The sequence below is a fragment of the Fluctibacter halophilus genome, from assembly GCF_020687825.1.
GTDB classification, from domain to species: Bacteria; Pseudomonadota; Gammaproteobacteria; order Enterobacterales; family Alteromonadaceae; genus Fluctibacter; species Fluctibacter halophilus.
Window position 1 is genome coordinate 16,606 of record NZ_JAJEWP010000009.1, and the last position, 23,434, is coordinate 40,039.

The 23,434-nt window shown below is 51.9% G+C and carries 19 protein-coding genes and 1 tRNA gene; 19 read left to right on the forward strand and 1 reads right to left on the reverse strand.

All coding sequences use genetic code 11. From position 1 onward, the window contains the following. Positions 1-5: 5 nt before the first annotated feature. On the reverse strand, positions 6-797 hold the full coding sequence (locus LJ739_RS18535) for a class I SAM-dependent methyltransferase (protein ID WP_229163027.1): 792 nt from the start codon (positions 795-797) through the stop codon (positions 6-8). A 149-nt stretch (positions 798-946) separates the two neighbouring features. On the opposite strand from LJ739_RS18535, the gene LJ739_RS18540 reads away from it, so the two are divergent. The 19 genes from LJ739_RS18540 to LJ739_RS18630 form a co-directional block, all read left to right on the forward strand. After that, on the forward strand, positions 947-1,363 hold the full coding sequence (locus tag LJ739_RS18540) for an MAPEG family protein (protein WP_229163029.1): 417 nt from the start codon (positions 947-949) through the stop codon (positions 1,361-1,363). 6 nt (positions 1,364-1,369) lie between these two features. Beyond that, positions 1,370-1,993 carry an RraA family protein gene (locus tag LJ739_RS18545; RefSeq protein ID WP_229163031.1) on the forward strand — a complete coding sequence of 208 codons (624 nt, stop codon included), beginning with the start codon at positions 1,370-1,372 and terminating at the stop codon, positions 1,991-1,993. Positions 1,994-2,008: 15 nt separating this feature from the next. Further along, positions 2,009-3,850, forward strand: coding sequence for an ABC transporter ATP-binding protein (locus tag LJ739_RS18550; RefSeq protein ID WP_229163033.1), 1,842 nt, complete (start codon positions 2,009-2,011; stop codon positions 3,848-3,850). A gap of 90 nt (positions 3,851-3,940) precedes the next feature. After that, positions 3,941-4,630, forward strand: a complete 690-nt coding sequence (locus LJ739_RS18555; RefSeq protein ID WP_229163035.1) for a hypothetical protein — start codon at positions 3,941-3,943, stop codon at positions 4,628-4,630. A gap of 90 nt (positions 4,631-4,720) precedes the next feature. Further along, positions 4,721-5,860 (forward strand): energy transducer TonB, encoded by a 1,140-nt coding sequence (locus tag LJ739_RS18560; protein ID WP_229163037.1) that lies wholly within the window; start codon positions 4,721-4,723, stop codon positions 5,858-5,860. A 163-nt stretch (positions 5,861-6,023) separates the two neighbouring features. Beyond that, positions 6,024-6,100 (forward strand) — tRNA-Trp (locus LJ739_RS18565). 121 nt (positions 6,101-6,221) lie between these two features. Further along, on the forward strand, positions 6,222-6,599 hold the full coding sequence (gene secE / locus LJ739_RS18570) for a preprotein translocase subunit SecE (protein WP_229163039.1): 378 nt from the start codon (positions 6,222-6,224) through the stop codon (positions 6,597-6,599). Between the two features lie 3 nt (positions 6,600-6,602). Beyond that, positions 6,603-7,139, forward strand: a complete 537-nt coding sequence (gene nusG, locus LJ739_RS18575) for a transcription termination/antitermination protein NusG (RefSeq protein WP_229163041.1) — start codon at positions 6,603-6,605, stop codon at positions 7,137-7,139. A 756-nt stretch (positions 7,140-7,895) separates the two neighbouring features. Next, positions 7,896-8,486: a hypothetical protein gene (locus LJ739_RS18580; protein ID WP_229163043.1), complete on the forward strand. Its 591-nt coding sequence runs from the start codon at positions 7,896-7,898 to the stop codon at positions 8,484-8,486. Positions 8,487-8,708: 222 nt separating this feature from the next. Then, positions 8,709-9,137 (forward strand): 50S ribosomal protein L11, encoded by a 429-nt coding sequence (rplK, locus tag LJ739_RS18585; RefSeq protein WP_229163045.1) that lies wholly within the window; start codon positions 8,709-8,711, stop codon positions 9,135-9,137. A gap of 4 nt (positions 9,138-9,141) precedes the next feature. Then, complete coding sequence (gene rplA, locus LJ739_RS18590; RefSeq protein WP_229163047.1) at positions 9,142-9,840, forward strand: 50S ribosomal protein L1; 699 nt, start codon at positions 9,142-9,144, stop codon at positions 9,838-9,840. Positions 9,841-10,197: 357 nt separating this feature from the next. Next, the gene (rplJ, locus tag LJ739_RS18595) at positions 10,198-10,716 is read left to right on the forward strand and encodes a 50S ribosomal protein L10 (RefSeq protein ID WP_229163049.1); all 519 of its coding nucleotides are present in this window, start codon (positions 10,198-10,200) and stop codon (positions 10,714-10,716) included. Positions 10,717-10,769: 53 nt separating this feature from the next. Beyond that, positions 10,770-11,147 (forward strand): 50S ribosomal protein L7/L12, encoded by a 378-nt coding sequence (rplL, locus tag LJ739_RS18600; RefSeq protein ID WP_229163051.1) that lies wholly within the window; start codon positions 10,770-10,772, stop codon positions 11,145-11,147. A 284-nt stretch (positions 11,148-11,431) separates the two neighbouring features. After that, positions 11,432-15,460 carry a DNA-directed RNA polymerase subunit beta gene (gene rpoB, locus LJ739_RS18605; protein WP_229163052.1) on the forward strand — a complete coding sequence of 1,343 codons (4,029 nt, stop codon included), beginning with the start codon at positions 11,432-11,434 and terminating at the stop codon, positions 15,458-15,460. Between the two features lie 99 nt (positions 15,461-15,559). Further along, complete coding sequence (gene rpoC / locus LJ739_RS18610) at positions 15,560-19,744, forward strand: DNA-directed RNA polymerase subunit beta' (RefSeq protein WP_229163053.1); 4,185 nt, start codon at positions 15,560-15,562, stop codon at positions 19,742-19,744. 242 nt (positions 19,745-19,986) lie between these two features. Further along, the gene (rpsL, locus tag LJ739_RS18615; protein WP_229163054.1) at positions 19,987-20,361 is read left to right on the forward strand and encodes a 30S ribosomal protein S12; all 375 of its coding nucleotides are present in this window, start codon (positions 19,987-19,989) and stop codon (positions 20,359-20,361) included. Between the two features lie 76 nt (positions 20,362-20,437). Further along, positions 20,438-20,908 carry a 30S ribosomal protein S7 gene (rpsG, locus tag LJ739_RS18620; RefSeq protein ID WP_229163056.1) on the forward strand — a complete coding sequence of 157 codons (471 nt, stop codon included), beginning with the start codon at positions 20,438-20,440 and terminating at the stop codon, positions 20,906-20,908. 24 nt (positions 20,909-20,932) lie between these two features. Then, entirely contained in the window at positions 20,933-23,035 is a 2,103-nt protein-coding gene (gene fusA / locus LJ739_RS18625; protein ID WP_229163058.1) for an elongation factor G, read from the forward strand. A gap of 62 nt (positions 23,036-23,097) precedes the next feature. After that, positions 23,098-23,434 (forward strand): GTP-binding protein (locus LJ739_RS18630; RefSeq protein ID WP_229163063.1); only part of this gene is annotated, 337 nt, incomplete at its 3' end.

The following is a 23,434-nucleotide window of genomic DNA, read 5'->3' on the forward strand; positions in this document are numbered from 1 at the left end:
GCTCGTTAGGGTTGAGGTGTAAACTTGAAGATGAATCGGTCGGTCTTGCCGCGTAAATCAGGGGCAAACACGAAGCGGCTGAGATCATCGTCAGGGTTGTGCAGGTAATAGGCCTGCTCTACCAATGAGAACCCGGCTTGTGCCATTTGAAAGCGCACGATGTCAGGGTCGATGCGATGCAGCACATTGGCAGCATCATAGCCGGAACCGGGCGTTGCGGCATGGTCGATGATGACCATGATGCCGTCCGGTTTGAGGGCTTTTTTGAGACGCGCAAGGGCATCCCGGTAATTCACCACAGACTCACGCAGCACAATGTGCTCGCCGTCTTTGGTGTAATCCGTAAAAAACAAATCGTGGTAATTGAGTGCGGTAAAAATGATGTCCACACTGTTGTCGGGAACCTCAATGGCAGTGATGTCAGTGTTGTCGATGCGCACCACATTGGGCAGACGCTGGTCGGCGGTTCTGGCATTGATACCTTGTTCTGCAAAACGCCAGATGACCGGATCATTGTGTGCATAAACAGTACCGTCAGGGCCTACCGCGCGGGAAAACAACTCGGTATACCAGCCGGCGCCGGCAAACATGTCGAACACCGTATCCCCCGGCGCGATATCGATAAAATCGAGGATCAGGTGAGGCTGTCGATCGGCGTCGCGGCTATTGTCTTCGCTCGGGCGCTGTGGGGCATTGAGCACCGCCTGGATGGCGTCTGCACCCAACGGTGATGCATGTGTGATGTTACTGACAAGGCCGGGCAATAACAGCAAGACGGCAAGGTGTAATTTTGTCATACTGACTTTCCTGTCATGGCAGGCTGCAGGCATTGGCAGCCGGAAAATTTTTCTATCATGACAAAGTCTGGCCAAATTGCCAGCAACAAAGATGTAACAGAACGATACAAACCCGCTTTCTCTTACCTTTGCACAAGGAGTGTACGCTAATGAATGCATCCATTCTTGCGTTAACCGGCTTCATCGCCTGGACGATTTTTTTACTGGTGTGGTTGGGCAGCTATCGACTGTCGATGGTCATGCGTCGGCAAAAAGCGCCCAACAGTTTCAAGGCTGATGGCACTGATGTGACAGATTTTGGCTATCGACTGACCCGCGCCTACAGCAATTGCGTAGAAAGCTTTGCCTTTATCGGTGGGGCTTTGCTGCTGGCGTTGGCTACGTCCAGTGCGAGTATCACCGACCCATTGGCGCTGTGGCTGCTGGCGGCCAGGCTGGGACAATCGGTTACTCACCTGATATCCATTTCCAATCGCGCCGTACAGATCCGGTTTGCGTTTTTTATTGCCCAGGTGGCGATCGTGCTGGTGTGGGTGTTCCAGTTTTATCAACAGTTTGGAGGATAACGGCACATGGATTATCAGCGATTTGGCCAAATATCGCCGTGCGAATATGCCGATGCTCTGCCCCGTAGTCAGTTCATGAGCCCGCAGATCCGCGAGCTGTGGCCACAAATTCCACGTATTGCCGGACCCGCATTTACCGTCAAATGTGCACCAGGCGATCACCTTATGTTGCATGCCGCGATTTATCGGGCCAAACCGGGTGATGTGATTGTGGTACAGGCTGATCCGGATTTTGCGGTGGCAGGAGGCAATGTGTGTGCGATTGCCCAGCAACGGGGCATTGCCGGATTTGTCGTGGATGGCGTAATTCGGGACCTGGCAGAAACACGGGATATTCGTTTTCCGGTGTTTGCCCGGGGCGTTATCCCAAAGCCGGGTGCAAAAAAGCAACTTAGCCCCTTGAATCAGCCGATCCTGTGCGGTGGTGTGACGGTCAATCCGGGTGACATTGTGATTGCCGACGAAGAAGGCATCGCTGTGGTGCCAAAAGACGACGCTGAAGAAGCCTATCGCATCGCTAAGGCGCGCACTGACAAGGATACCGCAATGAGTCTGGATCAGTGGCGTGAACAGCACCACGCCAAAGTGGAAGAAATTCTGCACTCCCTTGGTTTTCAGGACAACGAGTAAGGAGCCTCAGCGCCGATGTTTGCGTTTTTTGAGCGGTTGAGTAACCCGTTTCCGCCGGAGCACCCGACCCAGCCTCCGGGTACATTGGTGGCATTCTGCCGCCACTACAGCAAGGGCATGTGGCCGTTCATTCTGTCCGTTTCGGTGATCGCTGCCCTTATCGCGGCACTGGAAGTGTCTATCTTTGGGTTCCTCGGTCAACTGGTTGATTGGCTGGCACAGCGTTCGCCGGATACGCTGTTTGAGCAGGAGCAAGGCAAGCTGGTGTGGATGGGGCTGCTGATCCTGGTAGTCCTGCCGGTGCTGGTGATCCTGCAGTCAATGCTGACCCACCAGACCCTGCTGGGTAACTATCCGATGCGCATTCGCTGGCAGGCCCATCGCTATCTGATTGGCCAGAGTCTGAGCTTCTTTCAGAATGAATTTGCCGGCCGGGTGGCCACCAAAGTGATGCAGACCGCATTGAGTGTGCGCGAGTCTGTAATGAAGCTACTCGACGTTTTGGTGTATGTGAGTGTTTACTTCATAAGTATCGTGGTGTTGGTGTTCCAGGCAGACTGGCGATTGAGCGTGCCGCTACTGATTTGGTTCGTTGTTTATGCGGTGATCCTGCGCACCCTGATCCCCCGTCTAAAAACCGTTTCCCAGCGTCAGGCCGATGCCCGCTCGCTGATGACCGGACGGATCGTTGACAGCTATACCAACATCATGACGGTGAAGTTGTTCTCCCATACCCAGCGCGAGTCTGAATACGCCCGACAGGGTATGGAAGGCTTTCTGCATACCGTTTATCCGCAGATGCGCCTGGTTACCGTGCTGTATGGCTGCGTGTGGTTCAGTAACGCGTTGCTGGTGTTCAGCGTTGCTGCCTTATCGATTTTTCTGTGGACCGAACAACGGGTTTCCCCCGGTGAAATCGCTGTGGCGATCAGTTTGTGCCTGCGTCTCAATGGTATGTCGCAGTGGATCATGTGGGAAGTGTCATCGCTGTTCGAAAATATGGGGACTGTTCAGGATGGCATCAATACCTTGTCAAACCCGGTAGACGTGCAGGACAAGCCCAACGCGCAGCCGCTAAAAGTCAACGGCGGTGGCATTGAGTTCGACGCCGTGGACTTCGCCTATGGCGCAGCCAAGGGACAGTCCATCAAGGTGTTCGATAAATTGAATATCTCCATCAAGCCCGGTGAAAAAGTCGGGTTGGTGGGGCGTTCTGGTGCCGGTAAATCGACACTGGTTAATCTGCTGTTACGCTTCTACGATGTGCAGGGCGGTCGTATTCTTATTGATGGTCAGGATATCCGTGATGTCAGTCAGGAATCTCTGCGTGCCAGCATCAGCATGGTGACGCAGGATACTTCGTTGCTACACCGTTCGGTGCGCGACAATATTCTGTACGGCCGCCTTGAAGCCAGCGAAAAAGATATGCAACGGGCAGCACGTCAGGCCGAAGCCGATGATTTTATTCAACTGTTGTCCGACCCTCAGGGACGCACGGGTTACGATGCCCATGTGGGCGAGCGAGGGGTCAAATTGTCCGGCGGCCAACGCCAGCGTATCGCCATCGCCCGGGTCATGCTCAAGGACGCGCCGATACTGATCCTCGACGAAGCGACCTCCGCCCTCGATTCGGAGGTGGAGCAAGCCATACAGGAATGCCTGAATACCATCATGGCTGATAAAACGGTCGTTGCGATTGCTCACCGTCTGTCCACCATTGCGCAGATGGATCGTTTGTTGGTACTGGATGACGGCAACATTGTCGAATCCGGTACCCACAAAGAATTGCTGGCCAAGCAGGGTATTTATGCCAAGTTGTGGGCTCATCAGACCGGCGGTTTTATCGGTTTGGAATAAACCGGGTGAGGTAGTCTTTGGTCTAATTCAATCCCTGCCGTTGTTTGCCTTACTATACTTGCAGTGAGGGAAAAGTCCGGGGAGTCGTAGGTGCGCCCATTGATAGTGGTGGTTTGTCTTAGTCTGAGTGCGTTGTGCAGCGCGGCACAACCCGAGGCGTTACCCTCATCCCTGACCCTGTCATACGTCAATCATCCGGCGATAACCGGGCGATTTATTCCACTTATCCGCGAGGCTTACCGGCGTCTGGACATTGACGTGACGTTCGTTGAGCAACCGTCGGCGCGTAATTTGATGTTTGCCGACAAAGGCATCGTCGACGGGGATGTTGCCTACAGCGATTTGCTGTTCAAAGAATACACTTCGTTGATCCCGGTAGGACCGAGTCTGACAGACGTGACGTTTTTACTGTTGTGCCACGGCGAATTACCGTGCAATCGGGAGCTACTATTTCAAGCTGGCGAAACCTTTGTTCTGACGGCCGCAAGCATGGATGGTATGCAACGGCTTTACGCCGATGTTATTCGTGCCGATCTGTACACCATCAATCATTTGTCACGGATCCCGGAACTGGTATCCGATGGTCGATTCCACTACGGCATCTATGTGGTAACACCCCAGACGTCCCATCTGCTGGATAGCCTGAATGTGGCGTCAGTGGAACTGCACACCACTTACACCCACCACTTATTGAACATAAAGCATGCTGCTCTGGCGACGCGTGTCGCGCCTATTCTGGAACAATTGCTTGGTCAGCAATCTGACCCTTCGGGAGAGTGAGGCCGCTTGGCGACAGGGGAAGAATATGACACACTCGTGGAGGCAAAAACACGAGGTTTTTTGTGTCGTAAGCCAAGGAGCGAGTAAACAATGAAAAGGATGTTACCCCTACTGTTTCTGACCAGCGCTGTTAGCGCACCTGTGCAAGCCTCCGGCGATACGGGCTCGTTTTCGCAGGCTTATGCTGATTACCAGCATGCGCTGCAAGAGGGCGCTCCGGAAGCTGTACTGGACGCAGCGCTAAGAGCCCTCACGCTGGGCCAACAACATTTCGGCGCGGATAGCCAGAATACCATCAACTTATACATCAATTTGGCATCTGCGCAGGTTGAAGCAGAGCAACCCTTCGAGGCAATGACAACCTTGCTGGGCGTTCTGGATATGCTCGAACAACAGGATAGTCCGTCTGAACAAGCCCTGTATGAAACCAAAGTCCGCTTTTTGACCGCTGGTCAGTCAGCGTATAAATGGGCCAGGAATCGTGCAAAATTCACGGCATCTCAGGAGCGCCGTATCCAACGCTATGTGAAGGATGTTGTGCGCCAGACCCCGGCCCGTTTTGAGACTGCAAACGCTGATCAGGCCGGGATGCTGTACGATGCGTCCATGAGCCTGATGAGCTATATCGTGCAGCCCGATCTGGCGAAGGACTATGTTGCGCTGCTGGCGCAAAGCAAAGACTACTTTTTACAGCACTTCGGCGACAATGATATCCGTGCGATAGAGGTTACGTTTGTGCAGGGGAAAATGCTCGAGGCATTGGACAAACGTAATGACGCGATTACGTCGTTTGAATGGGTGGTAGGGCAGATAACAGAGCAACTGAACGTTTCTCATCCCTATGAACTGGCCGCGCGGGCAAGGCTTGTGAATGCTTACGAGTCAGAAGGACAGTCTGACAGGGCTACGTCCCACTGTGTTGCCATCGGTGAGATGACACCGTGGCAAGACGATATCGAGCAAATTCCGTTGTACAGGCTGCCTCCAGACTACCCGGTATCAAAAGCCCGGCAACGGAAAGAAGGGTGGGTGAAAGTGGCCTTTATAGTTTCGCCCTACGGGTTTGTTGAGGACGTTGAAGTGTTGGCTTCAGAGGGTGGCAAGGCGTTTGAGAAAGAGGCAGTTAAAGCGGTCGAAAAATGGCGCTATGCACCTAAATTCGTTGATGGCCACGCCGTTGAAGCCGAGCAGCGTGTGCAACTGGACTTTGCCATGTCACGCAGTCGCTAGCGGGAGCATATTGTTGCAGCGGTTTGCCTTGTATCTTAACCCTCAATGAGTATAATACGCGTCCCTCCCTGTTGTGACACAACGTTTTCCCGCAAAGATTCGTCGCTTTCACAAGGGTGGTGTAACTAAAATTTGCCCATATATTCTATGGAGCAAAGGCGTTAGGGGTGTAGTTCCAATTGGTAGAACAGCGGTCTCCAAAACCGATGGTTGGGGGTTCGAGTCCCTCCACCCCTGCCAATGTAAGATTAAATGGCGTGGGATGGATTGATTCCATTCACGCACAGATGACAAAGTAAAGATTTGAATTCCTGCATGGTGCAGTTTGGCATGGTGCAGCAAGCTGGTGGATATGACGAGCATGAGCGAAAAAGTTGAAAGCGCATCCAATCCAATGGATGTGGTCAAATGGGTAATTGTTATCGCCTTGCTGGGCGGTGTTGTCGCGGCAAACAGCTATTTTGCTGAGCAGTCTGTACTTTACCGTGCACTGGGCGCTGTCGCCGGCATCGGTATTGCTTTGTTTATCGCGGCGACGACAGAGAAAGGGTCTACTTTCCTGAACTTTGCCAAAGAGTCACGCACGGAAGTGCGCAAAGTGGTATGGCCAACGCGCACTGAAGCAAACCAAACAACGTTGATTGTTTTGGCGGCTACGGTTGTTGTGTCCCTGTTGTTGTGGGGATTGGACGGCATCATCGTGCGTTTGGTTTCGCTTGTCACCGGATTGGGGATCTAAACAATGTCAGAGAAAAAGTGGTATGTGGTACAGGCGTTTTCCGGCTATGAAGCCCGTGTTCAGAAAACCCTGAAAGAACACATCAAAATGCATGGCATGGAAGATTACTTCGGTGAGATTCTGGTTCCTACCGAAGAAGTGGTTGAGATGCGTGCCGGCCAGAAGCGCAAGAGTGAGCGCAAGTTTTTCCCTGGTTACGTGCTGGTGGAAATGGAGATGAACGAAGACTCCTGGCACTTGGTGAAAAGTGTACCTCGCGTACTCGGTTTCATCGGTGGTACCTCAGACCGTCCAATGCCAATCACCAAAAAAGAAGCGGATGCTATCCTCAACCGTCTCGAAGAGTCTGTTGACAAGCCGAAGCCAAAAACCTTGTTCGAGCCAGGCGAAGTGGTACGTGTTACCGATGGCCCATTTGCCGACTTCAACGGTGTGGTTGAAGAAGTTGACTATGAAAAGAGCCGCTTGAAAGTATCAGTACTGATTTTCGGCCGTTCTACTCCGGTAGAACTGGAATTCGGCCAAGTCGAAAAGGGTTAAATCCGGGTTGTCGCAAGCGACAATGTCGAGTGATAGGTAATCACTCGACAACGGATTTAACGACCGCACAGGATGTGCGGGCTGGAGGAAGATCATCAGGGGTGTGTTTCTGGCTCCGGCGATACATCATTATTAAAAGGCGACGTGAAGTCGCCTTTTTTGATCCTGCGACCGAGAGCAGTAGACAGGACGCCGAGCCTGGAGGAAGATCATCAGGGGTAAAGACCGGTCGTCGTAGACGATATCGAGTCATCGGTAATGACTCGATAAGGGATGCACGCTCGGTCGTGGAAGACCGAGCTGGGTGCGCTACCAGGGAAGGGGTCGAAGCGCGCTTCCATCGGTGCACGCTCTCAGAGATGCGATATTTTTCTGACTACTCCGAATCATCATTTTTAAAAGGCGACGTGAAGTCGCCTTTTTTGATCCTGCGACCGAGAGCAGTAGACAGGACGCCGAGTCTGGAGGAAGATCATCAGGGGTAAAGACCGGTCGTCGTAGACGATATCGAGTCATCGGTAATGACTCGATAAGGGATGCACGCTCGGTCGTGGATGACCGAGCTGGGTGCGTTACCAGGGAAGGGGTCGAAGCGCGCTGTTCATTGGCGTAAGAACGAAGAAATCCGATATCTTTGTTGACGACTCATAATCATCATTATTAAAAGGCGACGTGAAGTCGCCTTTTTTGATCTTGCGTTATTGGGTAGTAAAACTTACCCTTGTGAGCTCTGGAACAAAACACAAAGGGATTTAGATGAAAAAAAGCCTGCTAGCGAGCGCTTTCAGTGTACTGTTTTCTGGCAGTGCGTTGGCTGAATACACCATCGATGTGACGGCATGCGCAGGGACCGAAATGGTACAAAACAGCGCCGGTCAATGGGAGGTCTATAATCCAGCAGTCCATACGGTCGATGAAACCACCCCAGTGCGCTATGAACGGACGTTGCATGTGCCGCCTTTCTTTTTGGCATCCAATCGCAATATGGCCTTGGTGGTGACCAATGTCACCAGCCGTGATGTCACCGTTATATACACACCCACTTACTATGCCTTTAATTCAGGGCAACCTGTGACCCTTTCTCCTGAGCGTATCGACATGGCGTTTGACGGCTCCAACAACCCGCTTTCTCCTCAGGGAGCATTGTTGGCCAGCAACACAACCGGACGGATTGGTATTGATCTGCAAAGCGCCAGTTTTTACGGACGCGCCTTGATCAAATGGGAGAGTGATACATGCGGTGGCGCACCGTTACTAGCAACGCTGGAACAGACTTATTATCAAAATTACAGTGGCGGCAGAGGCGGGTGGTCGGTAACCCCGCTGAACAACGGCGCCCCCTTCTAGGTTTGTCTGAGAACCCCAAACCGCACACTCGACACGGTTTTCTGTTCGGTTGCTTGGGCTTCACCACCCTCAAAGCAGAAAAGCTCAAAAAGTCAACATTTGGGCTTGTGTGTGCGCAATGATTACTCTATAATTCGCGACCCTTTTTATTGAACGGGAAGCCGATTGAGCAAGCATTCTCAGTGTTTGCGAGGCGTTATACCCACTAATGAGAGTGAAGCAATGGCTAAGAAAATTACTGGCTTAATCAAGCTGCAAGTTGCGGCTGGTTCTGCAAACCCTAGTCCACCTGTTGGTCCTGCATTGGGTCAGCACGGTGTGAACATCATGGAATTCTGTAAAGCGTTCAACGCTGCGACAGATTCTCTGGAAAAAGGCGCTCCTGTACCGGTAGAAATCACCGTATACGAAGATCGTTCTTTCACCTTTGTTACCAAAACGCCTCCAGCCTCTTTCTTGTTGAAGAAAGCTGCCGGCATCAAGAGCGGTTCTGGTCGTCCTAACACTGAAAAAGTGGGTAAAGTGACACGTGCGCAATTGGAAGAAATTGCCAAGACCAAAGAACCTGATCTGACTGCAGCAGATCTGGACGCAGCAGTACGCACCATCGCTGGCTCCGCGCGCAGCATGGGCTTGGTAGTAGAGGGCTAAGAACATGGCTAAATTGACAAAACGTATGCGTACTATCCGTGAAAAGGTAGATGCGACTAAAGAATACGAAATCAATGAAGCAGTTGCTTTGTTGAAAGAGCTGGCCACTGCCAAGTTTGCTGAAAGTGTAGACGTTGCCGTAAACCTGGGCATCGACGCACGTAAATCTGACCAGAACGTTCGTGGTGCAACTGTACTGCCTAACGGTACTGGTAAAGACGTACGCGTTGCTGTTTTCACCCAGGGCGCTAACGCTGAAGCAGCGAAAGAAGCCGGTGCTGACGTTGTTGGTATGGACGACCTGGCCGAGCAGGTCAAGAAAGGTGAAATGAACTTCGACGTCGTCGTTGCTTCACCTGACGCGATGCGCGTTGTTGGTCAGTTGGGTCAAATCCTGGGTCCTCGTGGCCTGATGCCTAACCCTAAGACTGGCACAGTAACGCCTGACGTTGCTACTGCGGTTAAGAACGCAAAAGCTGGTCAGGTTCGCTACCGCAATGACAAGAACGGTATCGTTCATGCCAGCATCGGTAAGATCGCGTTTGAAGCCAACCAGATCCAGGAAAACCTGGAAGCTCTGTTGGAAGCTCTGAAGAAAGCTAAGCCTTCTTCAGCTAAAGGTACCTTCATCAAGAAGATCAGCCTGAGCACCACTATGGGTGCAGGCGTGACCCTTGATCAGGCTAGCCTGAGCGGTCAGTAAGACGAATTCGGGCTGTCTCTGACAGCCCCTTGCAAACGCCCCGGCGTTTGGCTCTCTGATACGGTTTTGGGTTGGAGTCTTGATTCGTGAGAATGCGAGACTCCCGTCCTAGACCGCAGGTGGGTTCCGGTGAATGAAGTAAGAGAGCATTCACAGTGGCACAGGTAACTGTGCTGTAAAACGGAACACTTAATTGTATGGCCTGCGCAGACGGTGATTTCGACTCAGACTCTCTGGGAAAACGAACACCGTAGAGCGGTAAACACAGTGTGGCGACATACGGTGTTTATCAATCTGGAACTCTGAGGCGTAAATGGCATCAGCCAGATACAAATCAGTAATTAAGAGGTGAACTCAGTGGCACTAGGTTTAGCAGCAAAAAAAGAGATCGTAGCAGAGGTTTCCGATGTTGCATCTCAGGCTCTATCCGTTGCCGTCGCTGAATACCGTGGCATGGAAGTATCAGAACTGACTGATCTTCGTGTTAAGGCTCGTGAGCAAGGCGTGTACCTGAAAGTGGTACGTAACACCCTGGCGAAGCGTGCTTTGGCCGAAAGTAAGTTTGCTGATATGGACAGCGCTTTGACTGGTCCGTTGATTTACGGCTTCTCTATGGATGCACCTGGTGGTGCAGCACGTCTTTTCAAAGACTACGCCAAAGAGAATGACAAGTTGAAAGTGACTGCACTTTCCATTGGTAGCGGTCTGTTGGGTCCAGAAAAACTGGACGCAGTGGCTTCACTACCTACCCGCGACGAAGCTCTGGCAAAACTACTTGCTACCTTCAAAGCACCGGTTGGCAAATTCGTTCAAACAATCAACGAAGTGCCTACCAAGTTTGTGCGTGTATTGGCGGCGATCAAAGACGAAAAATAATTTTCGTTTTTGGAATTTTGAATTTTTAACATTAAACCCAGGAGTTTAGAGACATGGCTCTAACAAAAGAAGATATCTTGAACGCGATCGCTGAAATGCCAGTAATGGAACTGGTTGAGCTGATCGAAGCTGCTGAAGAAAAATTCGGCGTTGAAGCAACTGCTGCTGTTGCAGTAGCTGCAGGTCCTGCTGCTGGTGGCGCTGACGCTGCTGCAGAAAAGACTGAATTCGACGTTGTTATGACTTCTTTCGGTGGTAACAAAGTTGCAGTAATCAAAGCTGTACGTGGCGCAACTGGTCTTGGCCTGAAAGAAGCCAAAGAGCTGGTTGAGTCTGCTCCTAAAGCAATCAAAGAAGGTATTGCTAAGGACGAAGCTGAAGCACTTAAGAAAGAGCTTGAAGAAGCTGGTGCAGAAGTGGAACTTAAGTAATTTGTCAGACGACATTTTACTTGCCTGAAAAGGCTAGGCTGGTGATTATTTGATCACCAGCCTTTTTGCGCTGTAGGATAGTGTATTTTCACCCTTGGTTTTCTATCCTGAAAAAACAGCCAAACGCATTGTAAAACCGACCTGAAACCAATACCTTAGGAAATCACCTTGGTGTTTTTAAGGTAGTCAGCGGTAAATGCGCCACAAAGGGTGCTGGAAGTTTGTCTAGGTGGGAGCGCTCCACGTAGGCAAGTCGGGTCTAAAATCAGCAGGCTGAGGAACCCATGGTTTACTCTTATAGCGAAAAGAAACGTATCCGTAAGGATTTAGGCAAACGCCCACAGGTATTGGAAATTCCATACCTCCTCTCCATCCAGCTTGATTCATTCAAAAAGTTTATTGACGTCGATACTGACGGCCAATATGGACTGGAAGCAGCATTTCGATCAGTTTTTCCCATCAAGAGCTACTCCGGTAACTCTGAATTGCAGTATGTAAGCTACCGCTTGGGTGAGCCGGTGTTCGACGTCAAAGAATGTCAGATCCGCGGTGTCACCTTCTCGGCGCCACTGCGGGTTAAGCTGCGTTTGGTATTGTTTGATAAAGAAGCTGCACCAGGCACTGTTAAAGACATCAAAGAACAAGAAGTGTACATGGGTGAAATTCCGCTCATGACCGAAAACGGCACGTTTGTCATTAACGGTACCGAGCGGGTTATTGTTTCTCAGCTGCACCGTAGTCCCGGCGTATTCTTTGACCATGACAAGGGCAAGACCCACTCATCGGGCAAAGTACTTTATAACGCACGTGTGATCCCTTACCGCGGTTCGTGGTTGGACTTCGAGTTCGACCCGAAAGACAACTTGTTTGTCCGTATCGACCGTCGTCGTAAGCTGCCTGCTACCATCATTCTGCGTGCGCTGGAAATGAGCACCGAAGAAATCCTTGAGGTATTCTTCGATAAAGATCAGGTACGTTTTGACAAAGATCGCCTGATGATGGATATCGTTCCGGATCGCCTGCGTGGTGAAACGGCTCAGTTCGACATCCTCGACAAGGACGGCAACGTACTGGTTGAAACCGGTCGTCGTATTTCTGCCCGTCATACCCGTGCGCTGGAAAAAGCCAAAGTTACCGAACTGGAAGTGCCTGCTGAGTTCCTGATCGGTCGTGTTATGGCGCGTACCTATGTGAACGAAGAGACCGGTGAAGTGATTACCAATGCCAACGATGAAATCACGTTGGAAGTGCTGGCTGAATTGCGCCAGGCCGGTATCACTGCGTTTGATACGCTGTACATCAACGAACTGGATCACGGTGCTTACATTTCAGATACCCTGCGTATTGACGGCACCAGCAACCGCCTGGAAGCATTGGTAGAAATCTACCGTATGATGCGTCCTGGTGAGCCGCCGACAAAAGACGCGGCAGAAACCCTGTTCGACAACCTGTTCTTCTCTGACGAGCGTTATGACCTGTCTTCTGTTGGTCGTATGAAGTTCAACCGTCGTCTGGGTCGTGACGAGCTGACCGGTCCGGGTACACTGGATCGTGACGATATCATCGCGGTCATGAAGCAGTTGATCACTATCCGTGACGGTAAAGACGAAGTGGATGATATCGATCACTTGGGTAACCGTCGTATCCGTAGCGTTGGCGAAATGGCCGAGAACCAGTTCCGTGTTGGTCTGGTACGTGTTGAGCGTGCGGTAAAAGAGCGTCTGAGTCTGGGTGACCTGGATGCAGTGATGCCTCAGGACCTGATCAACGCCAAGCCTATTTCTGCTGCGGTTAAAGAATTCTTCGGCTCCAGCCAGTTGTCCCAGTTTATGGATCAGAACAACCCGCTGTCTGAGGTAACCCACAAGCGTCGTATCTCGGCTTTGGGCCCAGGCGGTCTGACCCGTGAACGTGCAGGCTTTGAAGTTCGAGACGTACACCCGACTCACTACGGTCGTGTCTGTCCTATCGAAACGCCGGAAGGTCCGAACATCGGTCTGATCAACAGCTTGTCGAGCTTTGCCCGTACCAATGACTTCGGTTTCCTGGAAACCCCTTATCGTAAGATCATCGACGGTGTCGTTACCGACGAGATCGATTACCTGTCGGCCATCGAAGAAGGCCAGTTTGCGATTGCACAGGCAAACGCAGAACTGGATGAGAATGGTCGTCTGGCAGACGAACTGATCCCTTGCCGTCACCGCGGTGAGACCACATTGATGAGCAGTGCTGACATCAAGTACATGGACGTATCGCCGCAACAGATCGTATCGATCGCTGCGAGCATTATCCCGTTCTTGGAACACGATGACGCCAACCGTGCATTGATGGGCTCGAACATGCAACGTCAGGCTGTTCCGACACTGCGCGCTGATAAGCCGCTGGTGGGTACCGGTATGGAAAAAACCGTTGCTGTTGACTCCGGTGTAACCATCGTCGCTAAGCGTGGTGGTACCGTAGACTACGTTGACGCCAGCCGTATCGTGATCAAGGTTAACGAAGAAGAGATGTTCGCCGGTGAAGCGGGTATCGACATCTACAACCTGACCAAGTACACCCGTTCCAACCAGAACACCTGTATTAACCAGAAGCCTACCTGTAACGTTGGCGACCCGGTTGTTACTGGTGATGTACTGGCTGACGGCCCGTCTACCGATTTGGGTGAACTGGCGCTGGGTCAGAACATGCGTATCGCGTTCATGCCCTGGAACGGTTACAACTTCGAGGATTCGATCCTGATTTCCGAGCGCGTTGCGCAGGAAGACCGTTTCACCACTATCCACATTCAGGAACTGAGCTGTATCGCTCGTGACACCAAGTTGGGGCCAGAAGAAATCAGCTCTGACATTCCTAACGTGGGTGAGTCTGCACTGGGTAAGCTGGATGAGTCCGGTATTGTCTACATCGGTGCTGAAGTGAAAGGCGGCGACATCCTGGTCGGTAAGGTAACTCCGAAAGGCGAAACCCAACTGACCCCGGAAGAGAAACTGTTGCGTGCTATCTTCGGTGAAAAAGCGTCTGACGTGAAAGACACGTCTCTGCGCGTACCGAACAGTGTTCACGGAACCGTTATCGACGTACAGGTCTTCACCCGTGACGGCGTTGAAAAAGATAAACGCGCACTGGAAATCGAAGACATGCAACTGCGTCAGGTTAAGAAAGACCTGTCTGACGAGTTCAACATCCTGGCCGACGGTATTTTCGCCCGTGCTCGCAACCTGTTGCTGAAAAACGGTGTTGATGAAGCCAAGCTGGACAGCATGCCTCGTGAGAAGTGGTTCGACATTACGTTGAAAAACGAAGATGCACAGACCGATCTGGATCAGATCGCTGAGCAGCACGGCGAAATCAAGCACGACTTCGACAACAAGTTCGAGATCAAGCGTCGCAAGATCACCCAAGGTGATGACCTTGCGCCTGGCGTGCTGAAGATCGTTAAAGTTTACCTGGCGGTTAAGCGTCACATCCAACCGGGTGACAAAATGGCCGGTCGTCACGGTAACAAAGGTGTTATCTCGACGATTCAGCCGGTAGAAGATATGCCGTACGACGAGAACGGCGTACCTGTCGACATCGTACTGAACCCGCTGGGTGTACCGTCGCGGATGAACATCGGTCAGATCCTGGAAACTCACCTCGGTATGGCTGCACATGGTCTGGGCGTGAAAATCGACCGCATGATCAAAGAGCAGCAGGAAGTGGCCCGACTGCGTGAATTCCTCAAAGAGGTTTACACCACCGGTAAGTCACACCAGGAAGTTAACCTGGATGAGTTCTCCGACGATGAAATCAAGCGTTTGGCAGAAAACCTGCGTAAAGGTGTACCAATGGCCACGCCAGTGTTCGACGGTGCTACCGAAGGTGAAATCAAGCAGCTGCTGAAGCTGGCTGATATTCCTGAGAGCGGTCAGATCACCCTGCACGACGGTCGTACCGGTCGCCCATTCGAGCGTCCAGTTACCGTGGGTTACATGTACATGCTGAAACTGAACCACTTGGTGGATGACAAGATGCACGCCCGTTCTACCGGTTCGTACAGTCTGGTTACCCAGCAGCCGTTGGGCGGTAAAGCCCAATTCGGTGGTCAGCGCTTCGGTGAGATGGAAGTGTGGGCACTGGAAGCGTACGGTGCTGCATACACCCTGCAGGAAATGCTGACGGTGAAATCCGATGACGTGAATGGCCGTACCAAGATGTATAAGAACATCGTGGATGGTGATCATCGTATGGAACCTGGCATGCCGGAATCTTTCAACGTATTGCTGAAAGAAATCCGCTCACTGGGTATCAACATCGAGCTGGAAGGCCAATAAGCCTCGCTGAACGTGGCTCAGCGAGACTGAGCGAAAGACAGGAGCGCCCGACAGCCAAGGCTGTCGGGCCTTTGAAACTGACTCCGCTGGGAGAGAAATGTGAAAGACTTACTGAAGTTTCTTAAGCAACAGAACAAGACCGAAGAATTCGATAATATTCGAATCGGTCTGTCTTCGCCGGACATGATCCGTTCCTGGTCATTCGGTGAAGTAAAGAAACCCGAGACCATTAACTACCGTACCTTCAAGCCAGAGCGTGATGGTCTGTTCTGTGCGCGTATCTTTGGCCCGGTCAAAGATTACGAGTGCTTGTGTGGTAAATACAAGCGTCTGAAGCACCGTGGTGTTATCTGTGAGAAGTGTGGCGTTGAAGTTACCCTGACCAAAGTGCGTCGTGAGCGCATGGGTCACATCGAACTGGCAAGCCCGGTTGCACATATCTGGTTCCTGAAATCTCTGCCGTCCCGCATCGGTTTGATGCTGGACATGACGTTGCGTGACATCGAGCGCGTACTGTACTTCGAATCCTACGTGGTGACCGAGCCCGGCATGACCACGCTGGAGCGCAGCCAGTTGCTGAGCGAAGAAGAGTACCTGGACGCTTTGGAAGAGCACGGTGACGAATTTGAAGCCAAGATGGGTGCTGAAGCCGTTTTTGAACTGCTTAAAGTGCTCGACGTCGATAGCGACGTTGCTGCCATGCGTGAAGAGTTGCCTAGCGTCAACTCTGAAACCAAGCGTAAGAAGATCACCAAGCGTCTGAAGCTGCTGGAATCATTCCAACAATCAGGCAACAAGCCTGAGTGGATGATCATGACCGTATTGCCAGTACTGCCACCGGATCTGCGTCCGTTGGTTCCACTGGACGGTGGCCGTTTCGCGACCTCGGATCTGAACGATTTGTACCGCCGCGTTATCAACCGTAACAACCGTTTGAAGCGCCTGCTGGATCTGGCTGCGCCTGATATCATCGTGCGCAACGAAAAGCGTATGCTGCAAGAAGCGGTTGATGCCTTGCTGGATAACGGCCGTCGCGGTCGTGCCATCACGGGTTCGAACAAGCGTCCTCTGAAATCTTTGGCTGACATGATCAAAGGTAAGCAGGGTCGTTTCCGTCAGAACCTGCTGGGTAAGCGAGTTGACTACTCAGGCCGTTCGGTTATTACCGTTGGTCCTACCCTGCGTCTGCACCAGTGTGGTCTGCCGAAGAAAATGGCATTGGAACTGTTCAAGCCGTTTATCTATGGAAAATTGGAAGGTCGTGGCCTGGCCACCACCATCAAAGCTGCCAAGAAACTGGTAGAACGTGAAGCACCGGAAGTCTGGGACGTTCTGGATGAAGTCATCCGCGAACACCCGGTCCTGCTGAACCGTGCACCTACATTGCACCGTCTGGGTATCCAGGCGTTTGAGCCGACCCTGATTGAAGGTAAAGCGATCCAGTTGCACCCGTTGGTGTGTGCGGCGTATAACGCCGACTTCGACGGTGACCAAATGGCCGTTCACGTACCTCTGACCATCGAAGCACAGCTGGAAGCCCGTGCACTGATGATGTCAACCAACAACATTCTGTCGCCTGCGAACGGTGAGCCGATCATCGTACCTTCACAGGACGTTGTATTGGGTCTGTACTACCTGACCCGTGACCGTGTAAACGGTCTGGGTGAAGGCATGGTATTCACCAGCCCACACGAAGCAGAAAAAGCCTATCGTACCGGCAATGCTGAACTGCATGCCCGCGTTAAAGTGCGTATCACTGAGTACGATGTTGCTGAAGACGGCACCAAAACCGAGAAAGTGACCCTGACGGATACCACCGTTGGTCGCGCAATCTTCTCTCTGATCCTGCCTAAAGGTCTGCCGTTTGAGCTGATTAACCAGGCCATGGGTAAGAAGCAGATTTCTCGCCTGTTGAACGCCTGTTACCGTACCCTGGGTCTGAAAGACACGGTTATTGCCGCTGACCAGATCATGTACACCGGTTTCCACTACGCGATGATCGCGGGTGCTTCCGTTGGTATCGATGACATGGTTATCCCGGATGCGAAGAAAGACATCATTGAAGCTGCTGAAGCTGAGGTGTTTGAAATCCAGGAGCAGTTCCAGTCAGGTTTGGTTACCGCCGGTGAGCGTTACAACAAAGTTATCGATATCTGGTCTCGTGCCAACGAAGACGTGGCCAAGGCGATGATGGCGAACCTGTCAAAAGAAACGGTTATCAACCGCGACGGTGAAGAAGAGCAGCAAGACTCCTTCAACTCGGTATACATGATGGCGGACTCCGGTGCTCGTGGTAGTGCCGCACAGATTCGTCAGTTGGCCGGTATGCGTGGTCTGATGGCCAAGCCAGATGGCTCAATCATCGAAACGCCAATCACCGCAAACTTCCGTGAAGGTCTGAACGTACTTCAGTACTTTATCTCGACCCACGGTGCGCGGAAAGGTTTGGCGGATACCGCACTGAAAACCGCTAACTCCGGTTACCTGACCCGTCGTCTGGTTGACGTGGCGCAGGATCTGGTTATCACCAACGACGACTGTGGCACTTTCGAAGGCGTGAAAATGACGCCGTTGATTGAAGGTGGCGACGTTGTTGAGCCATTGCGCGAGCGCGTATTGGGTCGTACGGTGGCTGAAGACGTCATGAAGCCTGGCACTGACGAAGTGCTGGTTGAACGTAACGTGATGCTGGATGAAGGTCTGGTAGACATGCTGGAAGCCAACTCCGTTGACCAGGTACTGGTGCGCTCGGTTATCACCTGTGATAACGATCACGGTGTGTGTGCCAAGTGTTACGGTCGTGACCTGGCCCGCGGCCACATGGTCGGTTCCGGTGAAGCAGTTGGTGTTATCGCTGCCCAGTCCATCGGTGAGCCCGGTACACAGTTGACGATGCGTACGTTCCACATCGGTGGTGCGGCTTCTCGGGCGTCTGCCGAGAACAGTGTTCAGGTTAAAACCAACGGTATACTGAAACTGCACAACGCCAAGTTCGTGCGTAATCGCGACGACAAAGTGGTTATTGTTTCCCGTTCAACTGAATTGACGGTGATTGATGATCAGGGTCGTGAAAAAGAGCGTTATAAAGTGCCTTACGGTGCTGTACTGACCGTTGACGAGTCTGCTTCTGTCAGCGCCGGTGACATCGTGGCAAACTGGGACCCGCACTCCCACCCAATCATCACTGAGCGTCCAGCTAAGATCAGCTTTGCCGACGTGGATGACAGTAACACCGAAATGCAGCAGGACGAGCTGACCGGTCTGACCCGTATCGTGGTGAAAGACCTGACCAAGGCGAACGCCAAAGAGCCTAAGCTGATCCTGGAAAGCGACGAGTTTGGTCTGCAGGAAATCCGTCTGCCAAGCTTTACCACCATCGAAGCATCGGAAGGTAAAGTGGCCGAAGCCGGTGACGTGCTGGCACGTGTACCGCAGGAAGGTTCCAAAACCCGCGATATTACCGGTGGTCTGCCACGGGTTGCTGACTTGTTCGAAGCCCGTAAGCCGAAAGAGCCTGCCATTCTGGCCGAAATCTCCGGTACCGTGAGCTTCGGTAAAGAGACCAAAGGCAAGAAGCGCCTGGTGATCACGCCGAAAGACGGTGACCCGTATGAGGAAATGATCCCCAAATGGCGTCAGCTGAACGTGTTTGAAGGTGAGAACGTGGAACGTGGTGAAGTAATCGCCGACGGTCCTGAGTCACCTCATGACATTCTGCGCCTGCGTGGTATCAGTGCCGTTGCCAACTACATTGTTAACGAAGTGCAGGAAGTTTACCGACTGCAGGGTGTAAAAATTAACGATAAGCACATCGAAGTGGTGATCCGCCAGATGCTGCGTAAGTGCATTATCACGCACCCTGGTGATACCCAGTTCCTGGAAGGCGAGCAGGTCGAAGTGTCTGCGGTTAAGATCGCCAACCGTGAAATGGAGAAACAAGGTAAGTTGGGCGCCGGTTACGAGACGCAGTTGCTGGGTATTACCAAAGCATCGCTGTCAACCGAATCGTTCATTTCTGCGGCATCGTTCCAGGAAACCACCCGCGTACTGACCGAAGCGGCAGTACAGGGCAAGGAAGACGAACTGCGCGGTCTGAAAGAGAACGTGATTGTGGGTCGTCTGATCCCTGCTGGTACCGGTTTTGCCTATCACCAGAAACGTGCAGCAGCACGTATGGCTGAAATGATGGAAGATCCATCGGTTTCGGCCGCTGAAGCGGAACAAGCACTGACCGAAGCATTGAATGCAGAAGTCAGCAGCGATGATTCAGCTGCAGAGGAATAACTGACCGAACCGGTCATTGAGACACGCACCCAGACCTTGTCTGGAGTGCGTTTCAACTTGACAGGTTAAACTTTGGTCATTAGAATTCCGCGACCCGATTTTTGGGAAACCAAAGTCAGGTCGCGGTTTTTCGTTTTGGCGCAACCCAAACGAAACCCATAGGCAATCATCAGGTGGCTATTTAAGTCTCTGAAATTGCTGATTTTTTCAGTAGTAATGTAATTTTAACCAGGAGCTAGTTAATGGCAACAGTTAACCAGTTAGTGCGTAAGCCACGCCGTAAGCCAGTTGCGAAAAGCAACGTGGCGGCGTTAGAGGCTTGCCCACAAAAACGTGGTGTATGTACGCGTGTATATACCACCACTCCTAAGAAGCCAAACTCCGCACTGCGTAAAGTATGTCGTGTGCGTTTGACCAATGGCTTCGAAGTATCTTCCTACATCGGTGGTGAAGGTCACAACTTGCAAGAGCACAGCGTTGTGCTGATCCGTGGCGGTCGTGTTAAAGATTTGCCCGGTGTTCGTTATCACACTGTTCGCGGTACTTTGGACTGCGCCGGCGTTAGCGATCGTAAACAAGCCCGTTCTAAGTACGGCGCTAAGCGGCCCAAGTCTTAACGGTTCTCCGTTAGTAAGGCCAAACTGAAGTTAATCAGAGTTTTGGGTTATCCCTGAATTCCACGGAGAATAGAAAATGCCAAGAAGAAGAGTCGTAGGTCAACGTAAAATCCTACCGGATCCTAAGTTCGGATCCCAACTACTTGCTAAATTCATGAATGTCGTCATGTTAGACGGCAAGAAATCTACTGCTGAAAAAATCGTTTACGGCGCGCTTGATATTGTTGCTGAAAAAACCGGCAAAGCGCACCTGGATGTGTTTGAAGATGCACTGGACAACATCCGTCCTACCGTTGAGGTTAAATCTCGCCGTGTAGGTGGTTCTACGTACCAAGTACCTGTAGAAGTACGTCCTGTTCGTCGTAACGCTCTGGGCATGCGTTGGTTGGTAGAAGCTGCGCGTAAACGCGGTGAAAAATCAATGGCTCAGCGTCTTGCAGCAGAAATGCTGGATGCGTCTGACAACAAAGGTTCTGCGGTTAAGAAGCGTGAAGACGTTCACCGTATGGCCGAAGCGAACAAAGCGTTCGCACACTACCGTTGGTAATCCAATTAAAGGATTGAGGAAAATATGGCGCGTAAGCACCCTATTGAGCGATATCGAAACATCGGCATCGTTGCTCACGTAGATGCAGGAAAGACCACGACCACTGAGCGTGTTCTGTTTTACACCGGCTTGTCTCACAAGATCGGTGAAGTCCATGATGGCGCTGCCACCATGGACTGGATGGAGCAGGAGCAGGAGCGTGGGATTACCATCACTTCGGCGGCAACGACCTGTTTCTGGGCTGGCATGGAACAACAGCATGACCAGCACCGGATCAACATCATCGATACGCCCGGACACGTTGACTTCACCATTGAAGTAGAACGTTCTCTGCGGGTATTGGATGGTGCTGTGGTGGTCTTCTGTGGATCATCCGGTGTTGAGCCTCAATCCGAAACTGTATGGCGCCAGGCTGACAAGTACCACGTTCCACGTATGGTATTTGTCAACAAAATGGACCGTGCAGGCGCGGATTTCGATCGCGTAGTGAACCAAATTCGCAACCGTCTGGGCGCCACCTGTGTGCCCATTCAGTTGAACATCGGAGCGGAAGAGAACTTCCGCGGCGTGATTGACCTGGTCAAAATGAAAGCCATCAATTGGAATCCTGATGACCAGGGCATGACATTCACCTATGAAGCGATCCCTGCTGACATGCTGGATCGTGCCGAGGCCTTGCGCCAGGAAATGGTGGAAGCTGCCGCAGAAGGCTCTGAAGAGCTGATGGAAAAGTATCTCGAAGGTGAAGAGCTGTCCGAACAGGAAATCAAGCAAGGCTTGCGTACCCGTACTCTGAACAACGAAATTGTCCTGGCCACCTGTGGCTCAGCGTTCAAGAATAAAGGTGTTCAGGCGGTGTTGGATGCCGTGATTGATTATCTGCCTTCACCCACCGATATCCCGGCCATCAAAGGCGTATTGAACGACAAAGATGAAACCGAGTCGGAGCGTCATGCAGATGACAGCGAACCGTTCTCGGCGTTGGCGTTCAAGATTGCCACTGACCCCTTTGTGGGCACACTGACCTTCTTCCGCTGCTACTCCGGCGTGGTACAAACCGGCGACGCCGTGTACAACCCGGTAAAAGGCAAGCGCGAGCGCTTTGGTCGTATCGTACAGATGCATGCCAAAGACCGTGAAGAACTTAAAGAAGTGCGTGCCGGTGATATTGCAGCTGCAATCGGTCTGAAAGATGTCACCACAGGGGATACCCTGTGTGATCCTGATCACATCATTACCTTGGAACGTATGGAATTCCCCGATCCGGTGATTTCCATCGCGGTTGAACCGCGCTCCAAGGCGGATCAGGAAAAAATGGGTATTGCCCTGGGCAAACTTGCAGCCGAAGACCCTTCTTTCCGGGTCAAAACTGACGAGGAATCAGGTCAAACGATCATTTCAGGTATGGGAGAACTGCACCTGGACATCATCGTTGACCGGATGAAGCGGGAATTCAACGTTGAATGTAACGTGGGTAAACCGCAGGTGGCGTACCGTGAAACAATCCGCAAGTCTGTGGAAGTGGAAGGTAAATTCGTGCGTCAATCGGGTGGCCGGGGTCAATTCGGTCATGTCTGGTTACGTGTCGAGCCGCAAGAAGAAGGTGCTGGATACGAATTTGTTAATGAGATCGTTGGTGGTGTGGTTCCGAAGGAATTCATCCCGGCGGTAGACAAAGGTATTCAGGAGCAGATGCAAAACGGTGTTTTGGCAGGGTACCCGGTCCTTGATGTCAAGGTCACCCTGTTTGATGGTTCCTACCATGATGTTGACTCTTCTGAAATGGCGTTTAAGATCGCTGGTTCGATGGGCTTCAAGAAAGGTGCTGCAGAAGCAAATCCTGTCTTGCTTGAGCCGACCATGAAAGTTGAAGTCACGACCCCTGAAGATTGGATGGGGGATGTGGTGGGTGACCTTAACCGTCGCCGCGGTATGATTGAAGGCATGGACGATGGCGTTGCGGGTATCAAGATTATCCGCGCCAAAGTGCCGTTGTCCGAAATGTTCGGATATGCCACAGACCTGCGTTCTGCAACGCAAGGTCGTGCATCATACTCTATGGAATTCTTCAATTATTCAGAAGCGCCAAACAACGTTGCGCAGGCGATTATTGAAGCGAGACATTAATCTTAATGAAGGTTCGGTCCGGTCTGTGTTGGGTCGGACTTTTAACTTAGGAAAATAGTAAAATGGCAAAAGAAAAGTTTGAACGTACGAAACCGCACGTCAACGTTGGTACTATCGGTCACGTTGACCACGGTAAAACTACCCTGACCGCTGCAATCACTACTGTACTGGCTAAAACCTACGGTGGTTCTGCACAGGCTTTCGATCAAATCGATAACGCCCCTGAAGAGCGTGAGCGTGGTATTACCATCGCAACTTCTCACGTTGAATACGACACGCCTACCCGCCACTACGCGCACGTAGACTGCCCTGGACACGCTGACTATGTTAAAAACATGATCACCGGTGCTGCGCAGATGGACGGTGCAATCCTGGTAGTAGCTGCGACTGACGGCCCTA

Excerpts from the sequence above, each read along its gene's own strand:
- LJ739_RS18540 (WP_229163029.1), top strand. The coding sequence starts at position 947 with ATGAATGCATCCATTCTTGCGTTAACCGGCTTCATCGCCTGGACGATT.
- rplA (WP_229163047.1), top strand. The coding sequence starts at position 9,142 with ATGGCTAAATTGACAAAACGTATGCGTACTATCCGTGAAAAGGTAGAT.
- LJ739_RS18560 (WP_229163037.1), top strand. The coding sequence starts at position 4,721 with ATGAAAAGGATGTTACCCCTACTGTTTCTGACCAGCGCTGTTAGCGCA.
- rpsL (WP_229163054.1), top strand. The coding sequence starts at position 19,987 with ATGGCAACAGTTAACCAGTTAGTGCGTAAGCCACGCCGTAAGCCAGTT.
- fusA (WP_229163058.1), top strand. The coding sequence starts at position 20,933 with ATGGCGCGTAAGCACCCTATTGAGCGATATCGAAACATCGGCATCGTT.
- rplK (WP_229163045.1), top strand. The coding sequence starts at position 8,709 with ATGGCTAAGAAAATTACTGGCTTAATCAAGCTGCAAGTTGCGGCTGGT.
- LJ739_RS18580 (WP_229163043.1), top strand. The coding sequence starts at position 7,896 with ATGAAAAAAAGCCTGCTAGCGAGCGCTTTCAGTGTACTGTTTTCTGGC.
- nusG (WP_229163041.1), top strand. The coding sequence starts at position 6,603 with ATGTCAGAGAAAAAGTGGTATGTGGTACAGGCGTTTTCCGGCTATGAA.
- LJ739_RS18550 (WP_229163033.1), top strand. The coding sequence starts at position 2,009 with ATGTTTGCGTTTTTTGAGCGGTTGAGTAACCCGTTTCCGCCGGAGCAC.
- secE (WP_229163039.1), top strand. The coding sequence starts at position 6,222 with ATGAGCGAAAAAGTTGAAAGCGCATCCAATCCAATGGATGTGGTCAAA.
- LJ739_RS18535 (WP_229163027.1), bottom strand. The coding sequence starts at position 797 with ATGACAAAATTACACCTTGCCGTCTTGCTGTTATTGCCCGGCCTTGTC.
- rpsG (WP_229163056.1), top strand. The coding sequence starts at position 20,438 with ATGCCAAGAAGAAGAGTCGTAGGTCAACGTAAAATCCTACCGGATCCT.
- rpoB (WP_229163052.1), top strand. The coding sequence starts at position 11,432 with ATGGTTTACTCTTATAGCGAAAAGAAACGTATCCGTAAGGATTTAGGC.
- rplL (WP_229163051.1), top strand. The coding sequence starts at position 10,770 with ATGGCTCTAACAAAAGAAGATATCTTGAACGCGATCGCTGAAATGCCA.
- LJ739_RS18545 (WP_229163031.1), top strand. The coding sequence starts at position 1,370 with ATGGATTATCAGCGATTTGGCCAAATATCGCCGTGCGAATATGCCGAT.